The sequence below is a fragment of the Dactylosporangium sucinum genome, from assembly GCF_014647515.1.
Taxonomy (GTDB): Bacteria; Actinomycetota; Actinomycetes; order Mycobacteriales; family Micromonosporaceae; genus Dactylosporangium; species Dactylosporangium sucinum.
This window is the reverse complement of the sequence record NZ_BMPI01000030.1, coordinates 102,569-126,731: the sequence shown is the minus strand read 5'-3', so window position 1 is coordinate 126,731 and position 24,163 is coordinate 102,569. Positions and strand designations below refer to the sequence as shown.

The 24,163-nt window shown below is 71.8% G+C and carries 21 protein-coding genes; 12 read left to right on the top strand and 9 right to left on the bottom strand.

Going from position 1 to position 24,163, the window contains the following annotated elements:
• The first annotated feature begins 14 nt into the window (after positions 1 to 14).
• Complete coding sequence (locus tag IEZ31_RS28620) at positions 15 to 965, top strand: LysR family transcriptional regulator (RefSeq protein WP_190253096.1); 951 nt, start codon at positions 15 to 17, stop codon at positions 963 to 965.
• Between the two features lie 85 nt (positions 966 to 1,050).
• On the opposite strand, the gene IEZ31_RS28615 is transcribed toward IEZ31_RS28620, so the two are convergent.
• From IEZ31_RS28615 to IEZ31_RS28600, 4 genes are all read right to left on the bottom strand, one after another.
• A complete protein-coding gene (locus IEZ31_RS28615) occupies positions 1,051 to 1,632 on the bottom strand; it encodes a TetR/AcrR family transcriptional regulator (protein WP_190253095.1) in 582 nt (193 codons plus the stop codon).
• 5 nt (positions 1,633 to 1,637) lie between these two features.
• Entirely contained in the window at positions 1,638 to 3,779 is a 2,142-nt protein-coding gene (locus IEZ31_RS28610) for an MMPL family transporter (protein ID WP_190253094.1), read from the bottom strand.
• Positions 3,776 to 4,963 (bottom strand): MFS transporter, encoded by a 1,188-nt coding sequence (locus IEZ31_RS28605; protein WP_190253093.1) that lies wholly within the window; start codon positions 4,961 to 4,963, stop codon positions 3,776 to 3,778. The genes IEZ31_RS28610 and IEZ31_RS28605 overlap by 4 nt, the downstream gene beginning before the upstream one ends.
• 145 nt (positions 4,964 to 5,108) lie before the next feature.
• The gene (locus IEZ31_RS28600) at positions 5,109 to 5,303 is read right to left on the bottom strand and encodes a hypothetical protein (protein ID WP_190253092.1); all 195 of its coding nucleotides are present in this window, start codon (positions 5,301 to 5,303) and stop codon (positions 5,109 to 5,111) included.
• A gap of 196 nt (positions 5,304 to 5,499) precedes the next feature.
• On the opposite strand from IEZ31_RS28600, the gene IEZ31_RS28595 reads away from it, so the two are divergent.
• The 3 genes from IEZ31_RS28595 (at position 5,500) to IEZ31_RS28585 (ending at position 9,553) form a co-directional block, all read left to right on the top strand.
• A complete protein-coding gene (locus IEZ31_RS28595) occupies positions 5,500 to 6,303 on the top strand; it encodes an MBL fold metallo-hydrolase (protein ID WP_190253091.1) in 804 nt (267 codons plus the stop codon).
• 161 nt (positions 6,304 to 6,464) lie between these two features.
• Positions 6,465 to 7,805 carry an MFS transporter gene (locus IEZ31_RS28590; RefSeq protein ID WP_190253090.1) on the top strand — a complete coding sequence of 447 codons (1,341 nt, stop codon included), beginning with the start codon at positions 6,465 to 6,467 and terminating at the stop codon, positions 7,803 to 7,805.
• On the top strand, positions 7,802 to 9,553 hold the full coding sequence (locus IEZ31_RS28585; RefSeq protein WP_190253089.1) for a glycoside hydrolase family 2 protein: 1,752 nt from the start codon (positions 7,802 to 7,804) through the stop codon (positions 9,551 to 9,553). The genes IEZ31_RS28590 and IEZ31_RS28585 overlap by 4 nt, the downstream gene beginning before the upstream one ends.
• 7 nt (positions 9,554 to 9,560) lie before the next feature.
• Here the strand turns inward: IEZ31_RS28585 and IEZ31_RS28580 are convergent, their stop codons facing one another.
• Entirely contained in the window at positions 9,561 to 10,541 is a 981-nt protein-coding gene (locus tag IEZ31_RS28580; protein ID WP_190253088.1) for a DUF2804 domain-containing protein, read from the bottom strand.
• A gap of 209 nt (positions 10,542 to 10,750) precedes the next feature.
• Here IEZ31_RS28580 and IEZ31_RS28575 point away from each other — a divergent pair, with 209 nt between their 5' ends.
• A complete protein-coding gene (locus IEZ31_RS28575) occupies positions 10,751 to 11,464 on the top strand; it encodes a hypothetical protein (protein WP_190253087.1) in 714 nt (237 codons plus the stop codon).
• A 92-nt stretch (positions 11,465 to 11,556) separates the two neighbouring features.
• Here IEZ31_RS28575 and IEZ31_RS28570 read toward each other — a convergent pair whose 3' ends face one another.
• A complete protein-coding gene (locus tag IEZ31_RS28570; RefSeq protein ID WP_190253086.1) occupies positions 11,557 to 11,760 on the bottom strand; it encodes a hypothetical protein in 204 nt (67 codons plus the stop codon).
• 15 nt (positions 11,761 to 11,775) lie between these two features.
• On the opposite strand from IEZ31_RS28570, the gene IEZ31_RS28565 reads away from it, so the two are divergent.
• Positions 11,776 to 12,039 carry a hypothetical protein gene (locus IEZ31_RS28565; RefSeq protein WP_190253085.1) on the top strand — a complete coding sequence of 88 codons (264 nt, stop codon included), beginning with the start codon at positions 11,776 to 11,778 and terminating at the stop codon, positions 12,037 to 12,039.
• A gap of 22 nt (positions 12,040 to 12,061) precedes the next feature.
• Here IEZ31_RS28565 and IEZ31_RS28560 read toward each other — a convergent pair whose 3' ends face one another.
• Positions 12,062 to 12,505, bottom strand: a complete 444-nt coding sequence (locus IEZ31_RS28560; protein WP_190253084.1) for a MarR family winged helix-turn-helix transcriptional regulator — start codon at positions 12,503 to 12,505, stop codon at positions 12,062 to 12,064.
• Between the two features lie 82 nt (positions 12,506 to 12,587).
• Here IEZ31_RS28560 and IEZ31_RS28555 point away from each other — a divergent pair, with 82 nt between their 5' ends.
• The gene (locus IEZ31_RS28555) at positions 12,588 to 13,514 is read left to right on the top strand and encodes a quinone oxidoreductase family protein (RefSeq protein WP_190253083.1); all 927 of its coding nucleotides are present in this window, start codon (positions 12,588 to 12,590) and stop codon (positions 13,512 to 13,514) included.
• Between the two features lie 63 nt (positions 13,515 to 13,577).
• On the opposite strand, the gene IEZ31_RS28550 is transcribed toward IEZ31_RS28555, so the two are convergent.
• On the bottom strand, positions 13,578 to 14,579 hold the full coding sequence (locus IEZ31_RS28550; RefSeq protein WP_229835928.1) for a LacI family DNA-binding transcriptional regulator: 1,002 nt from the start codon (positions 14,577 to 14,579) through the stop codon (positions 13,578 to 13,580).
• Between the two features lie 267 nt (positions 14,580 to 14,846).
• Here IEZ31_RS28550 and IEZ31_RS28545 point away from each other — a divergent pair, with 267 nt between their 5' ends.
• Genes IEZ31_RS28545 through IEZ31_RS28525 form a run of 5 tightly spaced genes read left to right on the top strand, consistent with a single transcriptional unit; the run spans position 14,847 to position 23,222 of the window.
• Entirely contained in the window at positions 14,847 to 16,121 is a 1,275-nt protein-coding gene (locus IEZ31_RS28545) for an ABC transporter substrate-binding protein (RefSeq protein ID WP_229835927.1), read from the top strand.
• The gene (locus tag IEZ31_RS28540) at positions 16,118 to 16,984 is read left to right on the top strand and encodes a carbohydrate ABC transporter permease (protein ID WP_190253082.1); all 867 of its coding nucleotides are present in this window, start codon (positions 16,118 to 16,120) and stop codon (positions 16,982 to 16,984) included. The genes IEZ31_RS28545 and IEZ31_RS28540 overlap by 4 nt, the downstream gene beginning before the upstream one ends.
• Complete coding sequence (locus IEZ31_RS28535) at positions 16,981 to 17,802, top strand: carbohydrate ABC transporter permease (protein WP_190253081.1); 822 nt, start codon at positions 16,981 to 16,983, stop codon at positions 17,800 to 17,802. The genes IEZ31_RS28540 and IEZ31_RS28535 overlap by 4 nt, the downstream gene beginning before the upstream one ends.
• A 7-nt stretch (positions 17,803 to 17,809) precedes the next feature.
• Positions 17,810 to 20,401, top strand: a complete 2,592-nt coding sequence (locus tag IEZ31_RS58275) for a laminin G domain-containing protein (protein WP_190253080.1) — start codon at positions 17,810 to 17,812, stop codon at positions 20,399 to 20,401.
• Positions 20,402 to 20,447: 46 nt separating this feature from the next.
• Positions 20,448 to 23,222: a discoidin domain-containing protein gene (locus IEZ31_RS28525; protein WP_190253079.1), complete on the top strand. Its 2,775-nt coding sequence runs from the start codon at positions 20,448 to 20,450 to the stop codon at positions 23,220 to 23,222.
• Positions 23,223 to 23,316: 94 nt separating this feature from the next.
• Here IEZ31_RS28525 and IEZ31_RS28520 read toward each other — a convergent pair whose 3' ends face one another.
• Positions 23,317 to 24,102 (bottom strand): ABC transporter ATP-binding protein, encoded by a 786-nt coding sequence (locus tag IEZ31_RS28520; protein ID WP_190253078.1) that lies wholly within the window; start codon positions 24,100 to 24,102, stop codon positions 23,317 to 23,319.
• Between the last annotated feature and the right edge of the window lie 61 nt (positions 24,103 to 24,163).

Sequence of the window (24,163 nt, the reverse complement as noted above, 5' to 3'; positions counted from 1 at the left end):
GTAGGGTCCGGTACGTGGATCTCGACGCCGTTCGTACCTTCGTCGCCGTCGCGGATGCCGGCCAGTTCCAGGACGCCGCGGCCGCGCTGTCGATCACTCAGCAGGCCGTGTCCAAGCGCATCGCCGCGCTGGAGAAGGACGTGCAGGCACGGCTGTTCACCCGCACGGCGCGCGGCGCCCAACTCACGATCGACGGCCAGGCGTTCCTGCCCCACGCCCGGGAACTGCTCCGGGTGGAAGCGCGCGCCGACGCTTCCGTGCGTCCCGGCCGGCGCGCCCTCCGCGTCGACGTCCACAGCCGGCGGATCGCACCGGCGGTGCTGCTGCAGGACTTCCACCGTGCGCATCCGCGGATCGAGCTGGATGTCGTGACCCTCGACGCCGACGTCCACGCCGCGACGGCCGCCGTCGAGGCGGGGACGATCGACGCCACCTTCCACGCCGTCACCGTCCCCGCACGCCAACTGCCGGGCGCGATCAGGACCGGCCGCGTGATCGACGAACACCACGAGATCCTCGTCGGCCCACGCCATGCGCTCGCCAACGCCCGCGTCGTCACCCCGGCGCAACTCGCCGAACACCGCATCTGGATGCCCGGCATGGCCGCGGGCACCGAGTGGGCCGCCTACTACGACGAACTCGCCGCCGCGTTCGGCCTCACCATCGACGGGGTCGGGCCGGTATTCGGCAACGAGGCGCTGCTGGCCGAGATCGCCGACTCCGCGCAACTGGCGACGCTGGCCGGCGAACGCACGCGATACCTGTGGCCGGACAGCTACGACCTGCGGCGCATACCGGTGCGCAACCCGGCACCGGTCTACCCGATCTCATTGATCTGGCGCGACGACAACCCGCATCCCGCGCTCCGCAGCCTTCGCGACCACCTCGGCTCCAGACGAGTGGACACGCCCGGCGAGACAACGTGGATGCCGACGTGGGCACAGCATTCAGCCCCGATGTCATGAGCCGTGCACCAGGCCGACAATCCGTTGCGGTTCGACGATCCGGTGCTCCAGGCCAGGACGGCGATTTCGGTACGGTGGCGGCGGCCTAGTGAACGGTGCCGAGGCCGTCCAAGGCCGCCGCGACGGTGACCTGCGTGACCCGCCGGGGTGGTTCGCCGGCGTCCATCGCGGTCACCGCGGTGTTGATCAGCCCCTGGAGGAGCGCCGCGGCGAGATCCGGGTGGGGGTGGCCAAGCGCGTCGAGCAGCGGCACGGCGCTCGGCACGAGCTCGTGGTGCATGGCGACGATGCGCTGGCGGGTCGACTCCGAGAGCGGGGCGCTGGCCAGCGCGTGAGCGATGCGGTATCGGCGCTGCTGGGCAGCGCGCAGCTGGGCCCGGACGAACGCGGCGAGCTGTTCGCGGGGCCCCTCCGCGCGCTCGACCGCACGGGCGATGTCCACCGCGACCAGGGGCAGCTCAGCCTCGCACAGCGCGAGGACGATGTCGTCCTTGGTCGTGAAGTACGAGTACACGGTAGGGCGGGCCAGCCCGGTGCGGCTGGCGAGGGCGGCGAAACTCAGCGCGGCGTAGCCCTCCTCGACAAGCACGTCCCGAGCCGCGCCCAGCAACGCGCGGCGCTGCTGGGCGCGGTGCTCGGCGACCGTCGCCGCGTTGATCCTCGGCATGGCTCCTATGCTATCGAGGCCTCCGCGACCTTCCCCGGTGTGCGCTGGTGCGCCGATCGCCCCGGCCACCAGATGCGGGGCCCGATGAGGTGAAAGAGCGCGGGCACCAGCAGGCCGCGGATGAGCAACGTGTCGAGCAGGATGCCCACCGCCATGGCGAAGCCGAACTGCAGCAGCGAGTTCAGCGGCTGGCTCGTCAGCACGGCGAACGTGCCGGCGAGGATCAGCCCGGCCGAGGTGATCACACCGCCGGTGCGGGTCAGCGCGGCCCGGATGCCCTCGGTGAATCCGCGTGCGGCCGACTCCTCGCGGATTCTCGCCGCCAGCAGGATGTTGTAGTCGACGCCGAGCGCGACCAGGAAGATCAGCGAGTAGAACAGCACGCGGCTGTTCGTCCCGGCCTGGCCGCCCAGCACCACCCAGGTCAGCACCGTGGCGCCGACCGCCGCCAGCAGCGACAGTGCGGTGGTGGCCAGCAGTACCAGCGGCGCCACCAGCGCGCGGAGCAACAGGGCCAGCACCGCGAAGATCAGCACCGCCATGGCGATCGCGATCATGGCGAAGTCACGCACGTCGCCGCGCCGGTTGTCGAGCGCGTTGGCGCTCTCCCCGCCGACAAGTACCCGCCCGCCGGGCAGCGCCCGAGCCGCCACGTCGCGGAGGCGTTGCGTACGGTCGAGGGCCGGCGTGCCGTACGGGTCGTCGCCGTAGATCACCTGCAGCCGCGCCACCGTGCCGTCCGCGGCGGCGACCGGGGTGCTCACCTTGCTGACCCCGGCGACGCCGAGGATCGCGGCGCCGACCTGCGCGGCGGCGCCGACCGGGTCGGGCGCCTGCACGAGCACGGTCGTCGGTGCCAGCTGGCCGGGCGGGAACGCGGCGTCGAGTATCTGCTGCCCGCGCAGCGAATCGGTGTCGCCACGCAGCTCACTGATCAGGTTGGCGTTGGGCCGGTAGCCCAGCATGCCGGTGGCGAGCACGGCGAGCAGCGCCGTGGCGGCGACCGCGGCCCGGGCCGGCCGCCGGGCGACCAGGGCGGCGGCCCGGCCCCACAGCGACCGCTCGCCCGGGTCGCGCTGGACCCGCTGTATCGGCCAGAACGCCGCCCGCCCGGCCAGCAGTACCGCGGCCGGCACGAAGGTGAGGCTGACGAGCAGGACGAACACCACGCCGAGCGCGAGGAACGGGCCGAACTCGCGGGTGCCCGGCACGACCGCGAGCAGCGTGGTGAGCAGCGCGAGTACCACGGTGAAGCCGCTGGACAGCACCGACCGGCCGACCTTCGTCAGCGCTCCGCGCATGGCCGCGTACCGGTCCTGGGCGGCCCCCAACTCCTCGCGGAAGCGCATCAGCACGAACAGCGCGTAGTCGGTGCCGGCGCCGAAGAGCAGGACGGTCATGATCGACGCGGCGGACGAGTCGATGGAGATGGCACCGGCCTTCGCCAGCACAGCGCCCGCCGCGTTCGTCAGTTGCATCGCGACGCCGACACCGATCAGCGGGATCAGGGCGAGCAGCGGCGCCCGGTAGATGAGCAGCAGGAGCACCAGCACGAGCAGCACGGTGAAGCCGAGCAGGACGAAGTCGGCGTTGCGGAACACCTCCACCGCGTCGGTGGCGATCGCGGCGGGCCCGGTGACCCGGATCTCGGTGCCGCCGGTGCCGGTGCCGGCCACCTCACGGATGTGCCGGACGGTGTCGGCGAAACGCTCGTCGTTGCCCGCCAGGCCTTTGATCGGTACCAGCATGATCGACGTGGTGCCGTCCGGTGAACGCAGTTGGTCCCGGGCCTGGGGCATGGTGGCGGTGCTCACCACGCCGTCGACGCCGCGCGGCGCGCGTGGACCGCTGAGCGCGTCGCCGATCCGGGTGACCTCCGCCTCGTCCGCCGCGGTCAGGCCGCCGGGGTGGCGCAGCACGATGATCGCCGGTATGCCCTCCTGGTCCGGGAACTTCGCCAGCAGCAGGTCGCGCGCCTCGGCGGACTGGGTGCCGGGCACCGGCGAGTTGCTGCCGCCCGCCTGCTTCACCTCGTCCACGGTCGGGGTCAGTCGCGGCACGACCGCGGCGAGCACGAGCCACAGCCCCACGACGACCAAGGCCCGGGTCCGCGACCGGGCGACCAGGCGGCCGAGCGTGGTCATCATGCCGGTTGTCCCGTCTCGATGGTGGTGGCACGCGCATGGGCGCGGCCGGACCGCAGCAGCAGCACGGCAGCCAGGCCGCAGAGGGCGGCGCCGAGGTAGTACGGCAGTCCCGGCCGCAGGTCGAAGGCAACACCGGCGGCGATCGGTCCGAGTGCCCGAGCCGCCGCGGCGGCCGCCTGCCCGACGCCGAGCATCCCGCCCAGTGCCCGGCCGCCCGCATCGGCGATGAGCGCGGCCGCGGTCGTGCCGAGCAGGCCCTGGCCGGCGGCGACGAGGGCCAGGGCGGGATAGCCCAGCCAGGGCGGCGTGAACGGCAGCACCGCCAGGCCCGCACCGAGCAGCGCCGCCCCCGCCACCGCGACCCGCCGGTTGCCGAACCGGTCCGCTGCCCGGCCCGCCACGCCGCCCTGCACGACCGCCATCACCACGCCGACTCCGGTGAAGACCAGACCGAGCCCGGCCGGGCCCAGCCCGTACCGGCGCGCGCCGAGCAGCGCATATGTCGCCTCCATGGCAGCGAACGCGCACATGGATACGAAGACCGCGGCGACCACCGGCCGTAGCGTGGGGAGCCGGATCGCGTGCGCGAGGGCGGTATGGGCGCCAGGCGTCCGCCGCGGCGGTACCGCGTCGTTCGGTCCCGGCCGGCGCGGCAGGAGGACCATGCCGGCGAGCAGGTTGATCAGGGCGATGCCGGCGGCGGCCAGGCTGACCCCGGTGAAGCCCAGCCCGGCCAATGCCGCCCCGATCGCGGGGCCGATCACGAAGCCCATGCCGATCGATGCGCCGACCATGCCCAGCGCGCGGGTCCGATGTTCCGGATCGCTCAGGTCGACCGCGTACGCCTGGCCGACCGCGATCGCGCCGCCGCACAGGCCGGCCACCACGCGGGCGGCGAGCAGCATGACCAGCGAATCGGCGAACCCGACCAGTGCGAGTGAGACCGCCGAACCGGCCAGGCTGGCCAGCAGGAGCGGCCGGCGGCCGTAGCGGTCCGACATCGCACCGAGCACCGGCGCCATCACGAACTGGGCGAGCGCGTAGGCGGTCAGTACCGCGCCGACCCACGCTCCGGTGCCGCCGAGCTGCTCGATCCGGAACGGCAGCAACGGCAGGATCACGCCGAAGCCCAGCATGTCCACGAACAGCGCCAGGTACACGACCAGCAAAGCCTTGCGTTGCATCCGAGCTCCAACGATCGTCGACGTCCGTCGCACAGTTACCGACGCAGCGTTGGTATCTTAGCGACACGATGTCGGCAACATGCAAGGGGCGGCACACTCGCTCGGCGGCGTCGTCACCCGGCGATCGGCAGCGAGAGGCGGCAGCCTAGCTGCCGGCGGTGCACGCCGCCGCGTGCTCGGTCAGCCACGCCAGAGCCTGCGCCAACGACTCGGCCTCCTCGTCGATGCCGCATCCGGTGCACCGCTCGGTGAGGTACCCGGCGAGGTTCATCTCGATCCACGCCTGTCCTCCGCCGGCGGTCGCGAGGATGTCGGACACGATCTCCCGGTACTCACCCATGCCGGCCATCGTGCCGCCGGCGGCAGGCTGCCGCTGCGCCGAAGGCTCCGAACCATCCGTGCCATGTGGCACAACCATTCCCGCAGTAGCCCGCACACGCTGTGCGCTCGGCGGCCGGCCCCCGTTCAGGCGGCTGTCGCCAAGGTCATGCGCGAACACAACTCGTGCCCGCTCGCCGGTCCGTACACTGCTGGCCATGCCAGTCATCCGTACCATCGGGTCGGTCGAGGTCATCGCCTTGGAGGACGGGATCGGGCCATTCTTCAAGCCCCGGGAAACGGTCTTCCCCGGCGCCACCCCACAGCAGTGGCACCACGCCGATGCGTTCGATCCGGGCGCGACGACCGCCGACGGCCGGTGGCTGCTGCGCTTCCGCTGTTTCGCGGTACGCGCGGCCGGCCGGGTGGTGCTCGTGGACACCGGGATCGGGCCGGCGGACTCTCCCGCCGCCGGCTGGGCACCCGTACCCGGCCGGCTCCCCGAGGAGCTTGCCGCGATCGGAATCGCACCCGACGACGTCGACACGGTGGTGCTCACCCACCTGCACACCGATCACATCGGCTGGGCAGTGGCGGCTGCCGGCACACCGTACTTCCGCAACGCCTCGTACCTGCTGCAGCGCGCCGAGGACGAGGCGGTCATGTCGATCAACCCGGAGCTGCGCGAGCGTCTGCTCGACCCCCTGCGGGCGGCGCAGCAACTGCGTCTGCTGGACGGCGTCACGCCGCTGGCGACCGGGCTCACGGTCCTGGCCACTCCGGGCCACACCCCGGGGCACCAGTCAGTCCTGATCGCCGCCGCTGACGAGGCAATCCTGGTCACCGGCGATCTGCTGGTGCACCCGGTGCAGCTCCTCGCGCCCGAGCTCGCGTACAGCATGGAGATGGACCCGCAGGCGGCACGCGAATCGCGGACCGCCCAGCTGCGCAACCTCGCCGAGTGGCCCGCGGCTGCGCTGGCGACCTCGCACTTCGGCGACGCCTTCACCGCGCTGCCCTGAGCCGCGCGAACACCTGCCCGCGCGAATACCCGGACCGGCGCAGTGGGTTCCAGCCACCGCGCTCGGCAATGCCTGCCGGACCGGCCAGGATCACCGAACGGCCAAATGTAGAATCGCCCTCACGTTTCCGGCCGTTGGGTTCAGGGCTTGCAGGAGGTCGCATGTCGAGGCCGATCGTCGGCGCGCCCGTGACCTCGGCCGACGGCGCGATCCGCGGTGCGCTCGGTGGGCGGACGTGGGTGTCGCTGGTGCTGCTCGGGTTCGTCGGGCAGTTGGCCTGGACGGTCGAGAACATGTACCTCAACCTGTTCGTCTACGACACGATCACCGACGATGCGTCGGCCATCGCCACGATGGTGGCGGCGAGCGCGTTGGCTGCCACCGTGGCCACGCTGCTGCTGGGTGTTCTGTCCGACCGGGCCGGTCGGCGTCGCGCCTTCATCGCCGTGGGGTATCTCGCGTGGGGTGTCACCACCGCGGCGTTCGGTCTGCTCACGGTGGAGGGCGCCGGCGCGCTGACATCGGCGTCGAGCGCCGTGCTGGTGGCGGTGATCGCGGTGATAGCCCTGGACTGTGTGATGTCGTTCCTCGGCGCAGGTGCCAACGACGCCGCGTTCCAGGCGTGGGTGACGGATGTGACCCGGCCGGCCAACCGGGGGCGGGTGGAGTCGGTGCTGGCGGCGATGCCGTTGCTGGCGATGCTGGTCGTCTTCGGCGCGTTCGACGGCCTGACCCGCTCCGGGCAGTGGCGGACGTTCTTCCTGATCGTCGGCGGGATCATCGCCGTGGTGGGCGTGTTGGCGTGGTTCCTGGTGCGTGACGAGCGGGTGCCCGTCCGCCACGGCGAGAGCGTACTGCGATCGCTGATGCACGGCCTGCGCCCGGCCACGGTTCGGGGCAATCCCGGGCTGTACCTGGCGTTGTCGGCCTGGTCGATCTGGGGAGTGTCGACGCAGGTGTTCCTGCCGTACCTGATCATCTACGTGCAGTACTACCTCGACATCGAGGGCTATGCCGTCGTCCTGGGCTCCGTGCTGCTCGGTGCGTCGATCGTCAGTGTCGTCGCGGGCCGCATCATCGACCGCGTCGGCCGAATCAGGTTTCTGCTTCCCGCGGTCGGTGTCTACGCGGCCGGCCTGCTGGCGATGTACCTGGTCCGCGGGATGGGGCCGGTGATCGCGGCAGGGCTGCTCATGATGTCCGGGTTCATGTTGGTGCTGGCTCCGATCGGAGCACTGGTGCGCGACTACTCGCCGCCGGAGCGGGCCGGGCACGTCCAGGGCTTGCGGATGATCTTCGCGATCCTGGTACCGATGGTGGTCGGGCCGTACCTCGGTGCGGCGGTCATCGCCGGCGCCGGCGAGACCTACACCGACCTCGGTGTCGTCAAGCAGGTGCCGACCCCCGGCATCTTCCTCGCCGCGCTGGCGGTGCTGGCCCTCATCGTCGTCCCGGTGCTGGCGCTGCGGCGCCGGCAGGACCACGCCGGGGTGCGGGCATGACCCGGCCGTTGCTGACACCGTGGGGCGAGGCGCTCGACCCCGACCGCCCGCTGCCGGAGTATCCGCGCCCGCAGTTGGTCCGCGACAGCTACCTGAACCTCAACGGCCGCTGGCAGTATGCGATCACCGGAGCCCGCGGGGAGCCGGACTCGTACGACGGGGAGATCGTCGTGCCGTTCTCGCCCGAGACGCCGCTGTCCGGCGTCGGGCGACAGCTCCGGCCGGATCAGCTGCTGTGGTACCGGCGGTCGCTGCGGCTACCGGCCGGGTTCCGGCCCGACCCGTCGTCGCGGGTGCTGCTGCACTTCGGGGCCGTCGACCAGACCTGCGAGGTGTTCGTCAACGGCACGCCGGTGGGCGGGCACACCGGTGGCTACCTGCCGTTCCACTGCGACATCACGCCGACGCTGCACGACGGCGACAACATCGTCGTCGTCGCGGTCCGCGATGGCACCGACAGCGGTCACCACTCACGGGGCAAGCAGCGGCTGGACCGGGGCGGCATCTGGTACAGCCCGCAGTCCGGGATCTGGCAGACGGTGTGGGTCGAGTGCGTGCCCGCGGTCCACGTCCGGCGGCTCACACTGACCCCGCTGCTGGCGGAGCGCTGCGTCGAGGTGACCGTCCACACCGACCCTGACGCACCGGACGCGGCCGTGTCGATCATCGCCGGTGACGACGTCGTCGCCACCGCGCCGGTGCCCGCCGGGCAGCCGGTCCGGGTGCCGATCCCGCAGGTGCGGACGTGGAGCCCGGAGGACCCGTACCTGTACGACGTGACCGTCGAGCTCGGCGAGGACCGGGTCCGCGGCTATTTCGGCATGCGATCGTTCGGTGTCGGCCCCGGCCCGGACGGCACGCCCCGGCTGCTGCTCAACGGCGCGCCGTACTTCCACGCCGGCGTTCTCGACCAGGGCTACTGGTCCGACGGCTGGTACACACCCCCGTCCGACGACGCGATGGTGCACGACATCGCGACGATGCGGCAGCTCGGCTTCACCATGCTGCGCAAACACATCAAGATCGAACCGGCCCGGTGGTACTACCACTGCGACCGCCTGGGCATCCTGGTGTGGCAGGACATGGTCAACGGCGGTGGCCGCTACCGGCCGCTCGTCGTCACCGCCCCCGCGGTCACCCCGCTGCGGCTCAGCGACCGCCGCCGTCACTGGTTCTCCCGAGGCGACGCGGCCGGGCGTGAGCAGTTCCGCGCCGAGCTGCACGACACCGTCGAGCACCTGCGCAACGTCGTCAGCATCGCGGTGTGGGTGCCGTTCAACGAGGGCTGGGGCCAGTTCGAAGCCGCCGCGATCGCCGCCGAGGTCGCGGCGCTGGACCCGACCCGCAGCGTCGACCACGCCAGCGGCTGGCACGACCAGGGCGGCGGCGACCTGCGTAGCCTCCACGTCTACTTCCGGCGGTTCCGGGTGCCGCGTCGCGGCGGTGACCGTCGTGTGCTGGTGCTGTCCGAGTACGGCGGCTACGGCCTGGCCGTCGACGGGCACACCACGACCGACCGCCAGTTCGGGTACCGCCGCTGCACCGATGCCGCGTCGCTGGGCGAGGCATTCCGGCGGCTGCACGCCGAGCAGATCGCGCCGGCGATCGGGCGCGGGCTGAGCGCGACCGTCTACACCCAACTGTCCGACGTCGAGGACGAGGTCAACGGCCTGCTCACGTACGACCGCCGACTGCTCAAGCTCCCGGCGGACCAGGTCCGCGAGGTGAACCTGCGACTGCGGCTCTGACCGACCGTCACCAGCGGTTCCGGGCTTCCTCGGCCCAGCCGACGAGACCGTCCAGCTCAACCTTCGTGCCGTCGTCGGCCTCCGCCCAGCCGGAGAAGTGCCCGAAGCACTGGTGCGTCTCGTTCGCCACGACCAGAAGGTTGGTGCGGGCGACCTTCTCGTGAAACGGCCGGAACTCGACGTCGACACGCGCACCGCTGATCCGCCACGGACGCAGCCAGTTCGACCGGTCGTAGCGCCACTGCAGCTCTTCGCCGATCTTGTGCAGGCGACCGTCGACGAACAGACCGTTCTCGGTGACCCCGGTGCCGTCCGTCCACTTGCCGCCCAACTGGACCGCCCGGCCGGGCGCGGCTCCGGCAGCCCAGTTCCACGTGATCGCATACGGCCACCTGCCGCGGCCGTGGTCCAGCACTGCGAAGGCTTCCGGCCCGCCGATCTCGTGCGCCTTGCCGTGCACCTCGAGCCGGCCGTGGGCCGGGCGACCGACGTCCTTGACCGTGTACTGGAATCTCGTGTCACTCCACGGAACGACCACGCCCAGCGACTCGTGCCCGGCCGGCAGCGGCACGTCGACGTCCAGCAGCACCCCGGGTGCCCGAGCGAAGATGGCGGTCCCGTCCGGGCGCTGCGTGATGCGGATCTCCAGCCCGCCGCTGCGGACGTGTGCCTCGCCTTCGCCACTGCGCGGCGGCAGCACCGCTCCGCGAGCCAGCGGCACCACCGCGTCGGTGTTCGTTTCGACGCCGTTCGACCGGTCGAGCACGTACACGCTGTGGACACCGGCGTAGTCCAGCGACGAGACGACCAGACCGACAATGTGCCGCGACGTGACGATGCCCCAGTACTCCCACCGCTTCGTCCGGCCCCAGCCGCGCAGGTTGGCGGTGTGCAACGGCCGCCGGGTCCAGCCGACCGCAGCGGGATTCAGCCGGCCGTCCGGCAGACACAACTCCGTCGCGTCGGTTACCTCGGGCTCGCGCGTCACCCCGTCAGGATAGTGCCGGATCACCGCAGGCATCCTTGGCGGCCGCCTGCATTCGGCGTCGACGCCGGCGTACGGCGGTCGCCCCTGCTCCGTGACCGCCCTGGCACAGCGACAGCCGCAAAGTTGACAGACCCGTGCCCTGTGGCCGCCAGACCATCAACCTGGTCGATGGAGCCGTCCGGTTCCATCCCCGTTCTCGGGAGGTAGCCATGAAAGTCGCTCGACGGCTGGGCCGCAGGCTGGCCCTGGTCGTGCTCTGCGCGGTCGGCCTGATCGGCGCGGGTCAGGCCCCGGCGGCGTTCGCCGCCGACGGGAGCCCGTATCACACGATCTTCTTCGGCAAGGAACTCCTGGCGTTCCAGTGTGCCCTGCACGGCGGCACGTACTACGAGACCGGCGCTGGGTACGGCTGTCACATGGCCGACGGTGGCGAGGTGTACTGCAGCCAGGGCGACTGCTGGTGGTGGCCGGCGGCGCGGACCATCGACCCGAAGATCCTCGACTATCTCGTCACCGTCGTGCAGCCCCAGGTCAGCGGGGCCGACCCCTACCCGGTCGGCACCAAGGCCGGCTACGAGCAGGTGATGGGGCTCGACCAGGCAGCCAAGGTGACCGTCAACGATGTCCGGCTGCTGACCAGCCTGGCCACGCCGGCCAAACTGGGGGCGGTGAACCAGGTCGTGGCGGTCCAGAGCCGCTCGGCCGCGCTGACCGCGGACCAGATCGACGCGGTGATGGCCGGCAAGGGCACCCAGGACGCACGCATCGTCGGCACCGTCACCGACCCGAAGCCCGATACGACGATGGGCGACGTCGTCGCCCGGATGAAGGTGCCGGGCAAGCGGCTGCTGGTGATCCGCGGGGAGATTCTCATCGATGGACTCCGAGTCCCGATCCTCACCATCATCGTGCTGGTGACCTGACCCACGCGCCGCCGGTCGTCCCCGGCCACGGCCGGGGACGACCGAGCGTGTCCGGGCCGTGCGATCAACGACGTCCACGAGGACACCGCGCGTCACGTGTGTTCCGCCATGCGGTCCAGCATTGCCTCCGCGGCAGCGACGTCAGCCGGTCCCACCGCCGGTCCTTCGTACAGGTACGTGAGCTCGGTGCCCTCCGGAACTTCGGTGAGGATGATCGTGACGCGTTCGTCCTCGCCGGGATGGAGGACCACCCTCGCCATCGGTTCCAGGTCTCCGAAGCCGACGACGAAGGGCACCTGCGTGGCGTCGGCGTGACGTGGATCCCCGACGGTGCCGACGAGAACGCGATCGTCAGCGCCGCGGGCGCGGCGGGCGTCCGGATCGGCACGGTGGGGGCGTATCGGCGCAGCCCCGGCCGGCCGGGCCTGATCTTCGGATACTCGGCGTTGACCGAGCGGCGCATCGAGGCCGGCGTGGACCAGCTGACCGCGGCCCTGCGCCTCGCCGGCCTGGACGAGCCTTTGACCACCGGTCCAGGCGTCACCCGCAATCGGGGGATGGCCGGATCGCGCTGATCGGGCCGGCGGGGCTCGGCGCTCAGTGGCGGCCGGTCGTGCGCTGCCCCGCGGTCGGCGGCGGGGTCACGACGGGTTCGAGCAGCTCGACGAGCCCGTCACGCTGCTGCGGGTCCAACCGCCCGATCGCGGGCATCAGGGCGCGCCGGACCTCGCCCTGCAGACGTTCCGCCAGCTCCAGGCCGGCAGGAGTGATGTACACGTCGACGACCCGGCCGTCCTCGGGGTTCTTGCCGCGGGCCAGCAGCCCGCGGCGTTCGGCACGGTCGATCAGACCGGACATCGTCGACTTGTCGAGGCCGAGGAAGGCCGCCAGCTCGGTGACGCGGGCCCGGCGGTCGCGCAGGATGCCGAGCACGCGGAGCTGGGTCAGGGACAGATCGTGCTCGGCACCGATGCGGGTGAGCACCCCCATCACCTGGAAGGCGCTCCGGACCAGGGCGTCGACGAGGGCGTCGGAAGTCATGACCCGATGCTAGTTGACATTGTTTGTATTACCAACCATGATGGCGGTAGTTGGTAATACAAACCATTTCTCGGAGGTCGCCATGCACGCCGCCGTCATCCCCGCACCCGACGCCCTGCCGGTCTACCGCGACCACCCCGACCCCACGGAACGACACGGAGACGACATGGTCGTGGAGGTCCTCGCGGCCGGCCTGCACCACCTGACCCGGTCCAGGGCGAACGGCTCGCACTACTCCGGCAACGGCAGGTTCCCGCTCGTCCCCGGCGTCGACGGCGTGGTGCGCGACAGTGCGGGGAACATCCGCTACGTGGCTGTGGACGACACGTCGCTCGGGACGTTCGCCGACCGCACCCTGATCGATCCCCGCCGCAGCGTGATCCTGCCCGACGGCATCGACCCCGTGCAGATCGCCGCCGCGATGAACCCGGCGATGTCCTCCTGGGTCGCGCTGCGCCGCCGCATCGACTTCATACCGGGCCGGCACGTCCTCGTGCTCGGCGCCACCGGCAACGCCGGACGGATGGCGGTCCAGATCGCCAAGCTGTTCGGCGCCGCCCGGGTCGTTGCCGCCGGTCGTGACTGCGCCCGCCTGGAGGCGCTGACCGCGCTCGGCGCCGACGAGACGATCACCTACGACCAGATCGACCGCGCCGCCGACGTCGACGTCGTCATCGACTACGTGTGGGGTGAACCCACCGCCCGCGCCATGATCCCGATGCTCTCCGCCCGCGCCGATCGCACCGCCCCGCTGACCTGGCTCCAGATCGGCTCCATCGCCGGCCAGACGGCACCGATCCCCTCCGCCGCGCTGCGCTCGGCCCGGCTGCAGATCGTCGGCAGCGGCATCGGCTCCGTCCCCGCCCGCGACTTCCTCGCCGAGCTGCCGGCGCTGGCCTCCGCGGTGGCCGGGGGCGCGATCGACGTACGCGCCCGCGCCCTACCCCTCGCTCAGGTCTCGCACGCCTGGACCGCCGAGACCGACGACCGCATCGTTCTCGTCCCCTGATCGATGCGACGGCCGTCGCGGAGGTCATGACTCCTGGAGCGGCGGCCGCTCCACCGCAGGAGCTCACCGGGTCGGCGAGCGCTCCCCCGAGCCGCGCACGACGAGCTCGACGCCGACGGTGACGGTCTGCACCGGCCGCGCGTGGTCGGCGGCGCGGTGGCGGAGCAGGTCGATCGCGGTGCGGCCGATGGTCTCGCTGTCCTGGGCGATCACCGTCAGCGCCGGCCGCAGCAGGTCGGCGAGCGGGAAGTCGTCGAAGCCGACGATCGCCAGCGTCGCCGCCGCCGGCCCGAGGCGACGCAGCACCTCGAACGTCGTCGAGGCGTTGCCGGTAATGAGGGCCGTGGCCGGGTCGGGGCCGTGCAGCACCGCGTCGAGGGCGGCGGCGATGCGGGCCGGCTCGACCGCGCCGGGGTGGGTCAGGCCGGCGACGGGATCGCCGGTCGCGGCCATGCAGGCGCGGAACGCGGCGGCCCGCTCGTGGCCGGTGAAGATGCGCTCCTGGTCGCCGATGTAGGCGATGCGGCGGTGCCCGTGGGCGCGCAGGTGCCGGAACGCGGTGCCGATGCCGGCGGCGTTGTCGGAGACGACCGTGTCGACGGTGATGCCGCCCGCGGGCCGGTCGAAGGCGACGATCGGCGTGCCCGCGTCGAGCTCGGGGCCGAGGTACTGGTGGTTGTCCCCCACCGGCTCCAGGACGATCCCGTCGAGGTGGCGCCCGCACATCGAGATCACCACCTCGCGCTCGCGGTCGACCTCGTCGGCGGTGGCCGTGGCGTGCACGGTGAACCCGTGCGCGCGGGCGGCGGCGTCGAGCGAGCCGAGCACCGGGTGGCCGGCCGACAGGTTGCGCACCGCCGCCCCGATGAGGCCGCTCCGGCCGCCCCGCAGCTGGCGGGCGCGCTCGTCCGGGGTGTAGCCGAGCACCGAGATGGCCGCCCTGACCCGGTTGACGAATTCGGCGCCGACGGTCGGGTCCTCGTTGACGACCCGGGAGACCGTGCGCAGCGCGACACCGGCGTGCTGGGCGACGTCGTTCATGGTCGGCCGCTTGCGACGGGCCATCCGACTCCCTTCGAAATGGATAGCAGCGTAGCGCCCGGTATTCATCCCATGTGTCGATGCGAGCGTGCTGCCGTGACGACCAAGATAACGTTATCTCGGGTTTTGTAAACCATTGACATCCGATCTTTCGCCGCCGTATGGTCCCCGTGACCAAGGGACGAACCAAGCCAGGCCCGAACACCCCCACACCCACCTGCTCCGCGCGCAGGACGCCCGGCCGCCCGCCGGGCCGACGTTATCCCGCCCGGATCCGCCCAGGAGGTACCCGTGCCAAGCACGCGTCGCGAGTTCCTGATCTCCACCCTGTCCACCGCCGCGCTCGCCGCCCTCGCCGGCTGCTCGCCAGGCGAGTCGAAGGACGGCACCACGCTGACGTTCCTCACGTTCGAGACCCCGGCCCTGACCGCGAAGTTCTGGGACGACTCGATCGCCGACGCCACCAAGAACCTCGCCGGCGTCTCGGTCAAGAAGATCGTCTCGCCGACCAGCGACCGCAACGCCTACGCCAAGCAGCTGCAGGCGTCCGGCCAGTTCCCCGACGTGCTCGCCTCGATCAACCCGAAGGACTTCCTCGAGGCCGGCCTGCTCCAGCCGTTCGACCAGGCCTGGCTCGACGCCAACTTCCTGCAGCCCAACGCCAACGCGATCAACGGCAAGTCGTACATCCCGCCGACGAACTCCCAGATCCTGCCGATGGTCTTCTACAACAAAGACCTGTTCGCCAAGCACAACCTGCAGGTGCCGACCACCTGGGCCCAGTTCGCCGGCGTCGCCGACAAGCTCAAGGCGGCAGGCGTCACCCCGATCCAGCTCGCCGGCGCCGAGCCGTGGTCGGCCAGCATGCCGCTCGTCGGCCTGGTCAGCGCCGACGTCCTCGGCAAGAACCCGAACTGGATCAAGGACCGCTACGCCGGCAAGGCGAAGTTCACCGACGCCGACGTGGTCGCCGCCGTCACGAAGCAGCGCGACCTGGTGAAGGCCGGCGCGTTCGGCAACGGCGCCCTGGGCGTCAACTACGCCGACGCCAACAAGCAGTTCCTCGAGGGCAAGTCCGGCATGTACCTCATGGGCAGCTGGTTCATCGGCCAGATCAGCGCCGCGCAGGCGAATAGCTTCGGCGCCTTCCTGCTGCCGACCGACGACGGCAGGCAGATCGTGCCGTTCAACGTCGGCGGCACCACGGCCGTCAACGCCAAGTCCGCCAACGCCGCCAAGGCCGCCGAGTTCGCCAAGGCGTGGTCGCTGTCGCCGGACAACCTCAGGACGCTCATCGAGACCGACGGGGCGTTCCCGATGCTCAAGACGGTCAAGCTGGAGGACTTCGGGGCGAAGGTCACCCCGGTGTTCACCGACGGCTACAAGTACGTCCAGGACAGCAACACGAAGGTGAGCTCGATCGGCTGGGTCAACAACGACGACGCCCTGCCGCCCGGGATCGCCGACCTGTTCTACGCCCTGTCGCAGCAGCTGTTCACCAACGACGACGTCAAGGCCCAGCTGGCGGCCCTCGACACCGCGTGGGACAAGGCCGTCAAGCAGTGAGCAAGCGGCAAGGCCGAGGCCTCGCCCCCATCGCCTGGCTCGCGGTCCTCCTCTACGTGCTGTTCCTGCTGTACCCGCTGGGCCGCAGCCTTTTCCTCAGCTTCACCGACCGCAACCCGCTCAAGGCGGACAGCGCGTTCGTCGGCCTGCGCAACTACGCGGACCTCTTCGACGACGACCGGCTGCTGGCGACGCTGAAGTTCACGCTGCTGGTCGTCGTCGTGGTCACCGTCGTGGCCAACGTGTTCGGGCTGGCGTTCGCGCTGCTGCTCAACCGCGACACCCGCAACTACCGGGTGATGCGGACGCTGGTGTTCATCCCGCAGGTGCTCTCGGGCGTCATCGTCGCGTTCATCTGGCGCAGCATCCTCACCCAGAACGGCCTGCTGAACGCGGCGCTCAACATCAAGGACCAGCCGATCGCCTGGCTCGGCAGCACGAACCTCGCCACCCTCTCGATCTGCGCCGTCGTCAGCTGGATGACGATCGCGTTCGCCACCGTCGTGTACTCGGCGGCCCTGCGCACGGTACCGCCGGAGCTGTACGAGGCGGCGCGGGTCGACGGCGCCGGCGCGTTCGAGCGGTTCCGCACGGTGACGCTGCCGATGATCGCACCCGGCATGACCATCAACGTCGTCCTGTGCCTCATCACGACGTTCAAGCTGTACGACGTGATCGCCGTGCTGACCGGCGGCGGCCCGGCGAACACCACCCAGTCGACGGCGTACTACCTGCTCGAGGCCGCGTTCACGCAGAACCTCTTCGGCTACTCCTCGGCGATCGCGATGCTGCTGCTCGCGCTCACCGCCGGGATCGCGTACACCGTCACGTTCCTGCTGCGCAGACGGGAGGCCCGGCTGTGACCCGCCGGCGGTTCCACACGGGCTTCGCCTGGCTGGCGACGCTGCTGTTCTGCCTGCCGATCTACCTGGCGCTCGTCAACGCGTTCAAGGACCAGCGGCAGATCCTCGCCAACCCGGCCGCGCCGCCGGCCCCGTTCACGTTCGGCAACCTGGCCCGCGCCCTGCAGCGCCCGGACATGCTCGTGCAGGCCGGGCTCATCAACTCGGTCGTCGTCACCGCCGCGTCGGTGATCATCCTCGTCCCGCTGTCGAGCGCCGTGAGCTTCTACATCTCCGAGCGCTCGCCACGGATACGGGCGGCGCTGCTGGCGATGTTCGCGCTCGGGCTGATGGTGCCGCCCCAGGTGGTGCTCCTGCCGATCGTCGGGCTCCTCCAGTCGGTCGGGCTGCAGCACACGTACACCGGCCTGGTCCTGTCCAACGTCGGCGGCGGCTACCTGTCCTTCGCCGTGTTCGTCTACGTCGGCTTCCTGCGTGGCGTGCCCCGCGAGGTGGTCGAGGCGGCCCGCGTCGACGGCGCCTCCGACCTGCGGGTCTGGTGGCAGGTGGTGTTCCCGATGGTGCGCCCGGCGACCGCGACCGTGGCCATCTTCCTCGGCCTGTGGGTGTGGAACGACTTCCTCAACCCGCTGTTCATCCTCGGCCCGCTCAAGGGCCAGACCATCACGACCGGCGTCTACCTCTCCGTCGGCACCTACTCGACCGACTACGGCCAGCTCTTCGGCATCATGTTCCTCGCCGCGATCATCCCGGTGGTCGGCTACCTGGTCAGTCAGCGCGAGTTCATCCACGGCCTGATGTCAGGAGCTTCGAAGTGATCCGGAAATGATCCCCCCGCTGGACGACCTCGCCGGCGGCTGGCTCGACCGCGGTGACCTCGCGCACCTGCCGTCGCTGCGCAACCAGTGGGGCCAGGCCCACGCCAACGAGGACCTCACCTCGCTGTCCTGGCTCGCGATGCCGCCGTACAGCGGGGGCTACCACACCGGCGTCCTGCGCGTCGACGGCCGCACCGTCCGCGCCGACCGGCTCCGCTGGGCCCCGTGGGGCGTCCAGCGGGCCGGCGTCGCCGGCGAGTTGCACGTGGAGACCGACACCCGGCTCGGCTACGAACAGCACGCCGTGCTCTGGCGCACCCGGCTGGCCAACCGCTCCGCGAAGCCGGTCACCGTCGCCGTCGAGCAGGAGCTGTTCGCCCCGATCGGGCACAGCGAGGTCGACTGGGGCTGGCTCTACGGCACCCCGTGGAGCGCCGGGCACCACCACGACTACTACACCACCGAACGCATCCGGGCCGAGGTCCTCGCCGACGCCCCGCGCCACGTGCACCTCCTCGCCGCCGACCCCCGCCGGCTGCGGCTCGGCAGCCCGCGCATCCCCGGCATCCAGCGCGACGAGGACACCGCGCCGATGCTCCTGGAGTCCGAGCTGCCGGACCACTCCACGCCGGACAGCGGCCGCACCCGCGCGCCGTCGGTCCTCGCGTCGGTGCGGGCCATCACGGTACGGCCGGAGGCCGGCCGCCCGACGGTCGTCGCCGGCGTCTTCGAGCTGACCGAGCGCACCGCCGAGCGGCGCCTCGAACCGGTCGCGCTCGGCGCCGGGGCGGTGCTGCGGTTCGAGGTGCGACCCGCCGCCGACGGCGAGACCGGCGTCATCCTGACCCACGGCAACCACCCCGACTCGGCCCAGTTCGGGCTGGCCGACGGGCGGCCCTGGCTGCGCGTCGCCGGGGAGCTCGTCGTCGCCGACCGGCCGCTGCGGGCCGGGCAGTGGCACCGGCTCGCCGCCCGGATCACCGGCGACGGGGCCGAGCTCAGCGTCGACGGCGTCGCCGTCGCGTGGACCCAGCCCTGGTGGGGCGCCCAGCGCTGGTCGTCCACCATCGAAGACGGCACGGTCGTGGTCGCCGACCGGCGCAGCCCGGCCGTCTGCGGCTACGCGTTCGCCGCCGCCCCCGACGAGCTGCGGCTGCACGGCGGCGGGGCGGTCGCCCGGTGGTTCGTGACCGTCGAGCCCGACGCCGACGTGGAGTTCGGTGTGGTACTGACGGTGTCGCGCGACCGCACCCGCGCGGCGACGACGGCGGCCGCCACCGCGGCGCGGTTCGACGACGCCGTCGCGGCCGTCGCCGACCGGTGGCGGTCGACGTGGACGAGCGCGTTCACGCCCGGCAACAGCGAGTTCTCCGGCCACCTGCCCGTCCTCACCGGCGCGCCGGCCGGGCTGGCCCGCACGTACTACCTCGGGGCGCTGCTGGCGATCTACCTGCGCAACACCGGGGTCAGCCCGATCGGGCCGGTGTTCCTCACCGGCGGGCCGCGGCTGGGCCCGACGACGACGTTCTTCTGGGACCAGTCGGAATGGGCGCACACCGCGGCGCTGCTGGAGCCGGCCGGGCTGCGCGCCTGGATCCTCGCCGCGCTCGCCCAGCCGTACGACCACTGCCACTCGTTCGACACGCGCAACCTGCTGCCGGTCGGCAACCACTACGCCGCCAACGACCACGCGCTGTTCCGCACGATCCAGGGGTACGTCGGGATCACCGGCGACGTCGAACTGCTCGGCGAGAAGGCCGGTGACGCGACCGTGCTGGACCACCTGCGGGCGATGGCGTACCGGCCGCGGCAGCGGCGCGCCGGCTTCGGCGGCGGCGTGCTCGTCGACCTCGGCCGCGACCCGTGGGAGCTGCTGGAGTGCGTGCCGAACTACCGCGACGCGGTGGTGTCGTTCAACGCCGGCTACGCGGGCATGCTCCGCTCGCTCGCCGCCCTGCTGCGCCGCCTCGACGCGTCGCTCGCCGAGGAGGCGGCACGGGCCGACGCCGACGCGGACGAGCTGGCGGCGGCGGTGCTCGGGCAGTACGCGGGCGGCGGCCGCTGGAACATCGCGCACCCCGAGGGCGACGAGACGATCGGGCACGTGCTCGACTTCGTGTTCGTCGCCGCCGAGCTCGCCGAGGACCTCACCCCGGCGATGCGCGACGAGATGGTCCGGTTCGTCGCCGAGCACCTGCTCGACGGCGACTGGATGCGGGCCCTCTCCGCCGACGACCCGGTCGCGCCGCGCTCCGACCGGCCCGACCACGGCGCGGCCGGCGCGTTCGGCGCGTGGCCCGGCGCGACCGCCTACGGGCTGGTCCGGCTCGGCCGGCCGGACCTCGCCGTCGCCCTGCTGTCCCGCATCCACGCCGCCACCTCCGGCGCGGTGTGGGGCCAGGCGATGGAGGCGGCCGGCGGCGGCCGGTTCCGGGTCGCCGAGCGCGGCGTCGCCAACCGGGACAGCAACGCCGGCGTCGCCGCCACCGAGGCCGTCCTGGTCGGCCTGTTCGGCCTGCACGCCGGCTTCGCCGGAGCCTCCCACCGGCCCGCGACGCCCGGCGCCGGCACCCTCCACAACGTCCGGACAGCCCTCTGAACCACCGCACATCCGATCGTCCCGCCAGATGAAAGGAGCGATGGACATGCCGTCCACCCGAAGAAGGCTCACCGCCGGCGCGACCGGCCTGCTGGCCGCCGGCGTCACCGCCTTCGTCGTCGTCACCGCGCCCGACGCGCGGGCGGCGACGCCCACCCCGGCCCAGCAGTGGACCGACGTGCAGAACCTGGTCGGCCCCATCCGGGGCGTGTGGACCACCCAGGACTACGCCGGCGCGATCAGCCGGACGATGCCGAACACGGCGCTGCTCGGCAACGGTGACATCGGCGTCACCTCCGGCGGCGGCACCGGCTATAAGACGTTCTACGTCTCCAAGGGCAACTTCTGGGCCGGCAACCCCGGCCCGTCGTTCGTCGCGCTCGGCGGCATCACGATCGCGCCGGTCGCGGGCACGCCGTCGGGCAACCTGGCGCTCGGCGCGACCGCCACCGCCTCCAGCTCCCACCCGAACTTCCCGCCGCCGCGGGCCGTCAACGGCCAGTGGACCAGCGGCTACGAGGGCTGGGTGTCGGAGGTCGGCAAGCCGCAGACGCTCACGCTCGACCTCGGCAGCGCGAAGACGTTCAACCGGTACCTCATCCGCCACGACGGCGCCGCCCGCCCGGCGGAGACGGCCAACAACACGAAGAACTGGACGCTGCAGGTCTCCGGCAACGGATCGTCGTGGTCCACCGTGGACACCGTCACGAACAACACCGCGTCGACGACCGACCGCACGATCGCCACGCAGAACGTGCGGTACCTCCGGCTGAGCATCACCGAACCCACCCAGGGCACCACCCCCGACTCGCAGGCCAACCCGCGCGGCCGCATCGGCCAGCTGGAGCTCTACGGGCCGGGATCCGGACCGACCACGCCGCCGTCGGGCCCGTTCCGCGAGGAGCAGAACATCCTGCAGGGCGACGTCGACACGACCATGACCCTCGGCGGGCAGCCGGTGAGCATGAAGACCTGGGCGGCCGCGAACGACAACCTCGTGGTCACCCAGCTCCGCTCGACCGGCAGCGCCACCGTGCAGCTCAAGGCCGAGACGTTCGCCGGCTCCGCCGACGCGCGGTCGGGCTTCACGAACACGGCCGGGGTCAGCGGCCAGACCACCTGGGCCACCCGGCGCACGCCGTCGGGCACCAACTGGGTGTCGGAGGCGTCCCTCGCGACCCGGATCATCGGCGGCACCGGCACCGCGTCCGCGTCGGGCGCCACCGCCCGGCTCACCTTCGACCTCGCGCCCGGCCAGACGGTCCGGCTGGTCACCGCGGTCGCCGGCGGCGGGCAGAACCCGACGGGGACGGCCGCCTCGGCCCAGTCGCTCGTCAACGGGCAGAGCGGCGGGTCGCTCGACACGCAGTACACCTCCCATCTCGAATGGTGGAAGCAGTACTGGCTGAAGTCGTACCTCAACGTCGGCGACGACGTGCTGCACCGGTACTACTACGGCGCCCTCTACCTGCTCGGCTCCTCGATCCGTGCCGGGAGGATGTCGCCCGGCCTCTACGGCATCTGGGCGACCAGCGACTCACCCCAGTTCAGCGGCGACATGCACCTCAACTACAACTACATGGCCAACTTCTACGGCGTGTACTCGGCGAACCGCACCGACCTCGCCCTGCCGTACTTCGACCTGATCGGCGCCTACGTGCCCGAGGCGCGGCGGCGGGCCCGGCAGGACCTCAACCGGGTCAAGCCGGACTACGTCTCGCGTCGCTTCCCGAGCGGCGGCGTGCCCGCCGGGCTGCTGTTCCCCGTCGGCATCGCGCCCTACGGCTCGACCGCCGACAACAACTACCACCAGCAGGTCGGCAACGCCCTGTTCGCGGCCACGCAGTACGTCGCCTACTACGACTACACCCGGGACCGGGCGTTCCTGCAGAACACCGCGTACCCGTTCCTGAAGGAGGTGGCGGCGTTCTTCCAGAGCTGGCTGGAGTTCGACGGCCAGCGGTACCACCTGTGGTCGGGCCCGCACGAGGGCCTGTGGGGCCGCAACTCCAGCCCCGACCTGGGGCTGCTGCGGTACGTGCTGTCGGCGGTGCTCAATGCGTCGACCGAGCTCAACGTCGACGCCGGGCTGCGCACGACCTGGCAGGACATCCTGGCCCGGCTGGCGCCGACCCCGACGACGACGTACAACGGGCAGACGGTGTTCGCGCTGGCCGACGCGGGCACGATCCAGGGCTCCGACACCCGGCTGATCCACCCCGGCGACAACACGGTCAACCTGGAGTTCATCCACCCCGGCGAGGTGCTCGGCCTGGCCTCCCCGGCGGCTGACCGGCAGGTCGCGGTCAACACCCTGAACGCGATGAACTCCTGGGGCCAGGACAACAGCTTCCCGAAGGTGTTCACGCAGGCGGCGCGGGTCGGCTACCCGGCGGCGTCGCTGATCGACCAGCTGAAGGGCCAGATCAACCAGAAGCTCGGCCCCAACCTGCGCATCGTCGACCCGTCCCACGGCCTGGAGAAGACCGGCGCGATCGAGGCCGTCGACAACCTGCTGCTGCAGAGCGACAACGGCGTCATCCGCGTCTTCCCGGTCTGGCCGGCGTCGCGCAACGCCCGCTTCGTGAACCTGCGGGAGAAGGACGCGTTCCTGGTGTCGAGCGAGCTGGCGGGCGGCCAGGTCTCCTACGTGGACATCGTCAGCCAGGCCGGCCGCCCGGCCGCGCTGCTCAACCCGTGGGGATCCCGCGGGGTCACCGTCACCCGCGTGGGCGCCGGCCCGGTCGCCCACACGGTCACCAACGGCACCATCACCTTCCCGACCCAGGCCGGCGCGACCTACCAGATCGCGCCGGTCTGACCTCGGGGGCAGTGCGGGCCGGCGCAAGTGGCAGCGCCGGCCCGCCGCCCGGGCACTGCGGCCCGGCGCGGTCGTCGCCGGCGCCGCACCGCACTCAGGACCGCGCCGACCTGGCCTGCCAACGCCCCTCGTCATCCTGGGTGATCCTGATGGGGTGCCGAAACGCCTCGGTCACGTTCGCGGTGGTGAGGACGTCCACGGCCGGGCCGAGCGCGGTGATGGCGCCGTCGCGGATCAGCGCGGCGTGCGTGGTCGAGGACGGCAGCTCCTCAAGGTGGTGCGTGACGATGACGGAGGCCAGCGCCGGCCGGGCGGCGTGCACCCGGTCGACGACCTCGATGAGCTGCTCCCGGGCCGCCACGTCCAGGCCGGTGGCCGGCTCGTCGAGCAGCAGCAGCCTCGGCTCGGACAGCAACGCCCGGGCGATCAGTGCCCGCCCGCGCTCGCCCTGCGACAGCACCGGCCACGTCGCCTCCGCCCGGGCCTGCATGCCGAGCAGCGTGATCAGCTCCCAGGCTCGATCGTGCTCCTCGGGAGTGGGCTTCCAGCGGGGAACCAGGTCGACGCTGCCGGTCGCACCGGTCAGCACCACCTCCGTGACGGTCAGCGGCGAGCGCAGCGGATGCCGCGGGTTCACGTGACCGATATCACGGCGCAGTTCCCGCAGGTCGACCCGGCCCAGACGACGGCCGAGCACCTCGACCGTGCCCGTCGTCGGATGGGTGACCGCACCCGCCAGGCCGAGCAACGTGCTCTTGCCCGCCCCGTTCGCGCCGAGCAGCGCCCACCGCTCGGACTCACGCACGGTCCAGTCGACGTCACGCAGCAGCGTGCGGCCGTCCCGGCGCAACGAGACACCGGCCAGGCTGAGAACGGTCATGCGAGCGATCTTGCCACGACGTCCCTCACCCGCCGAACGACGCCTGGGCCATTGGACCAGC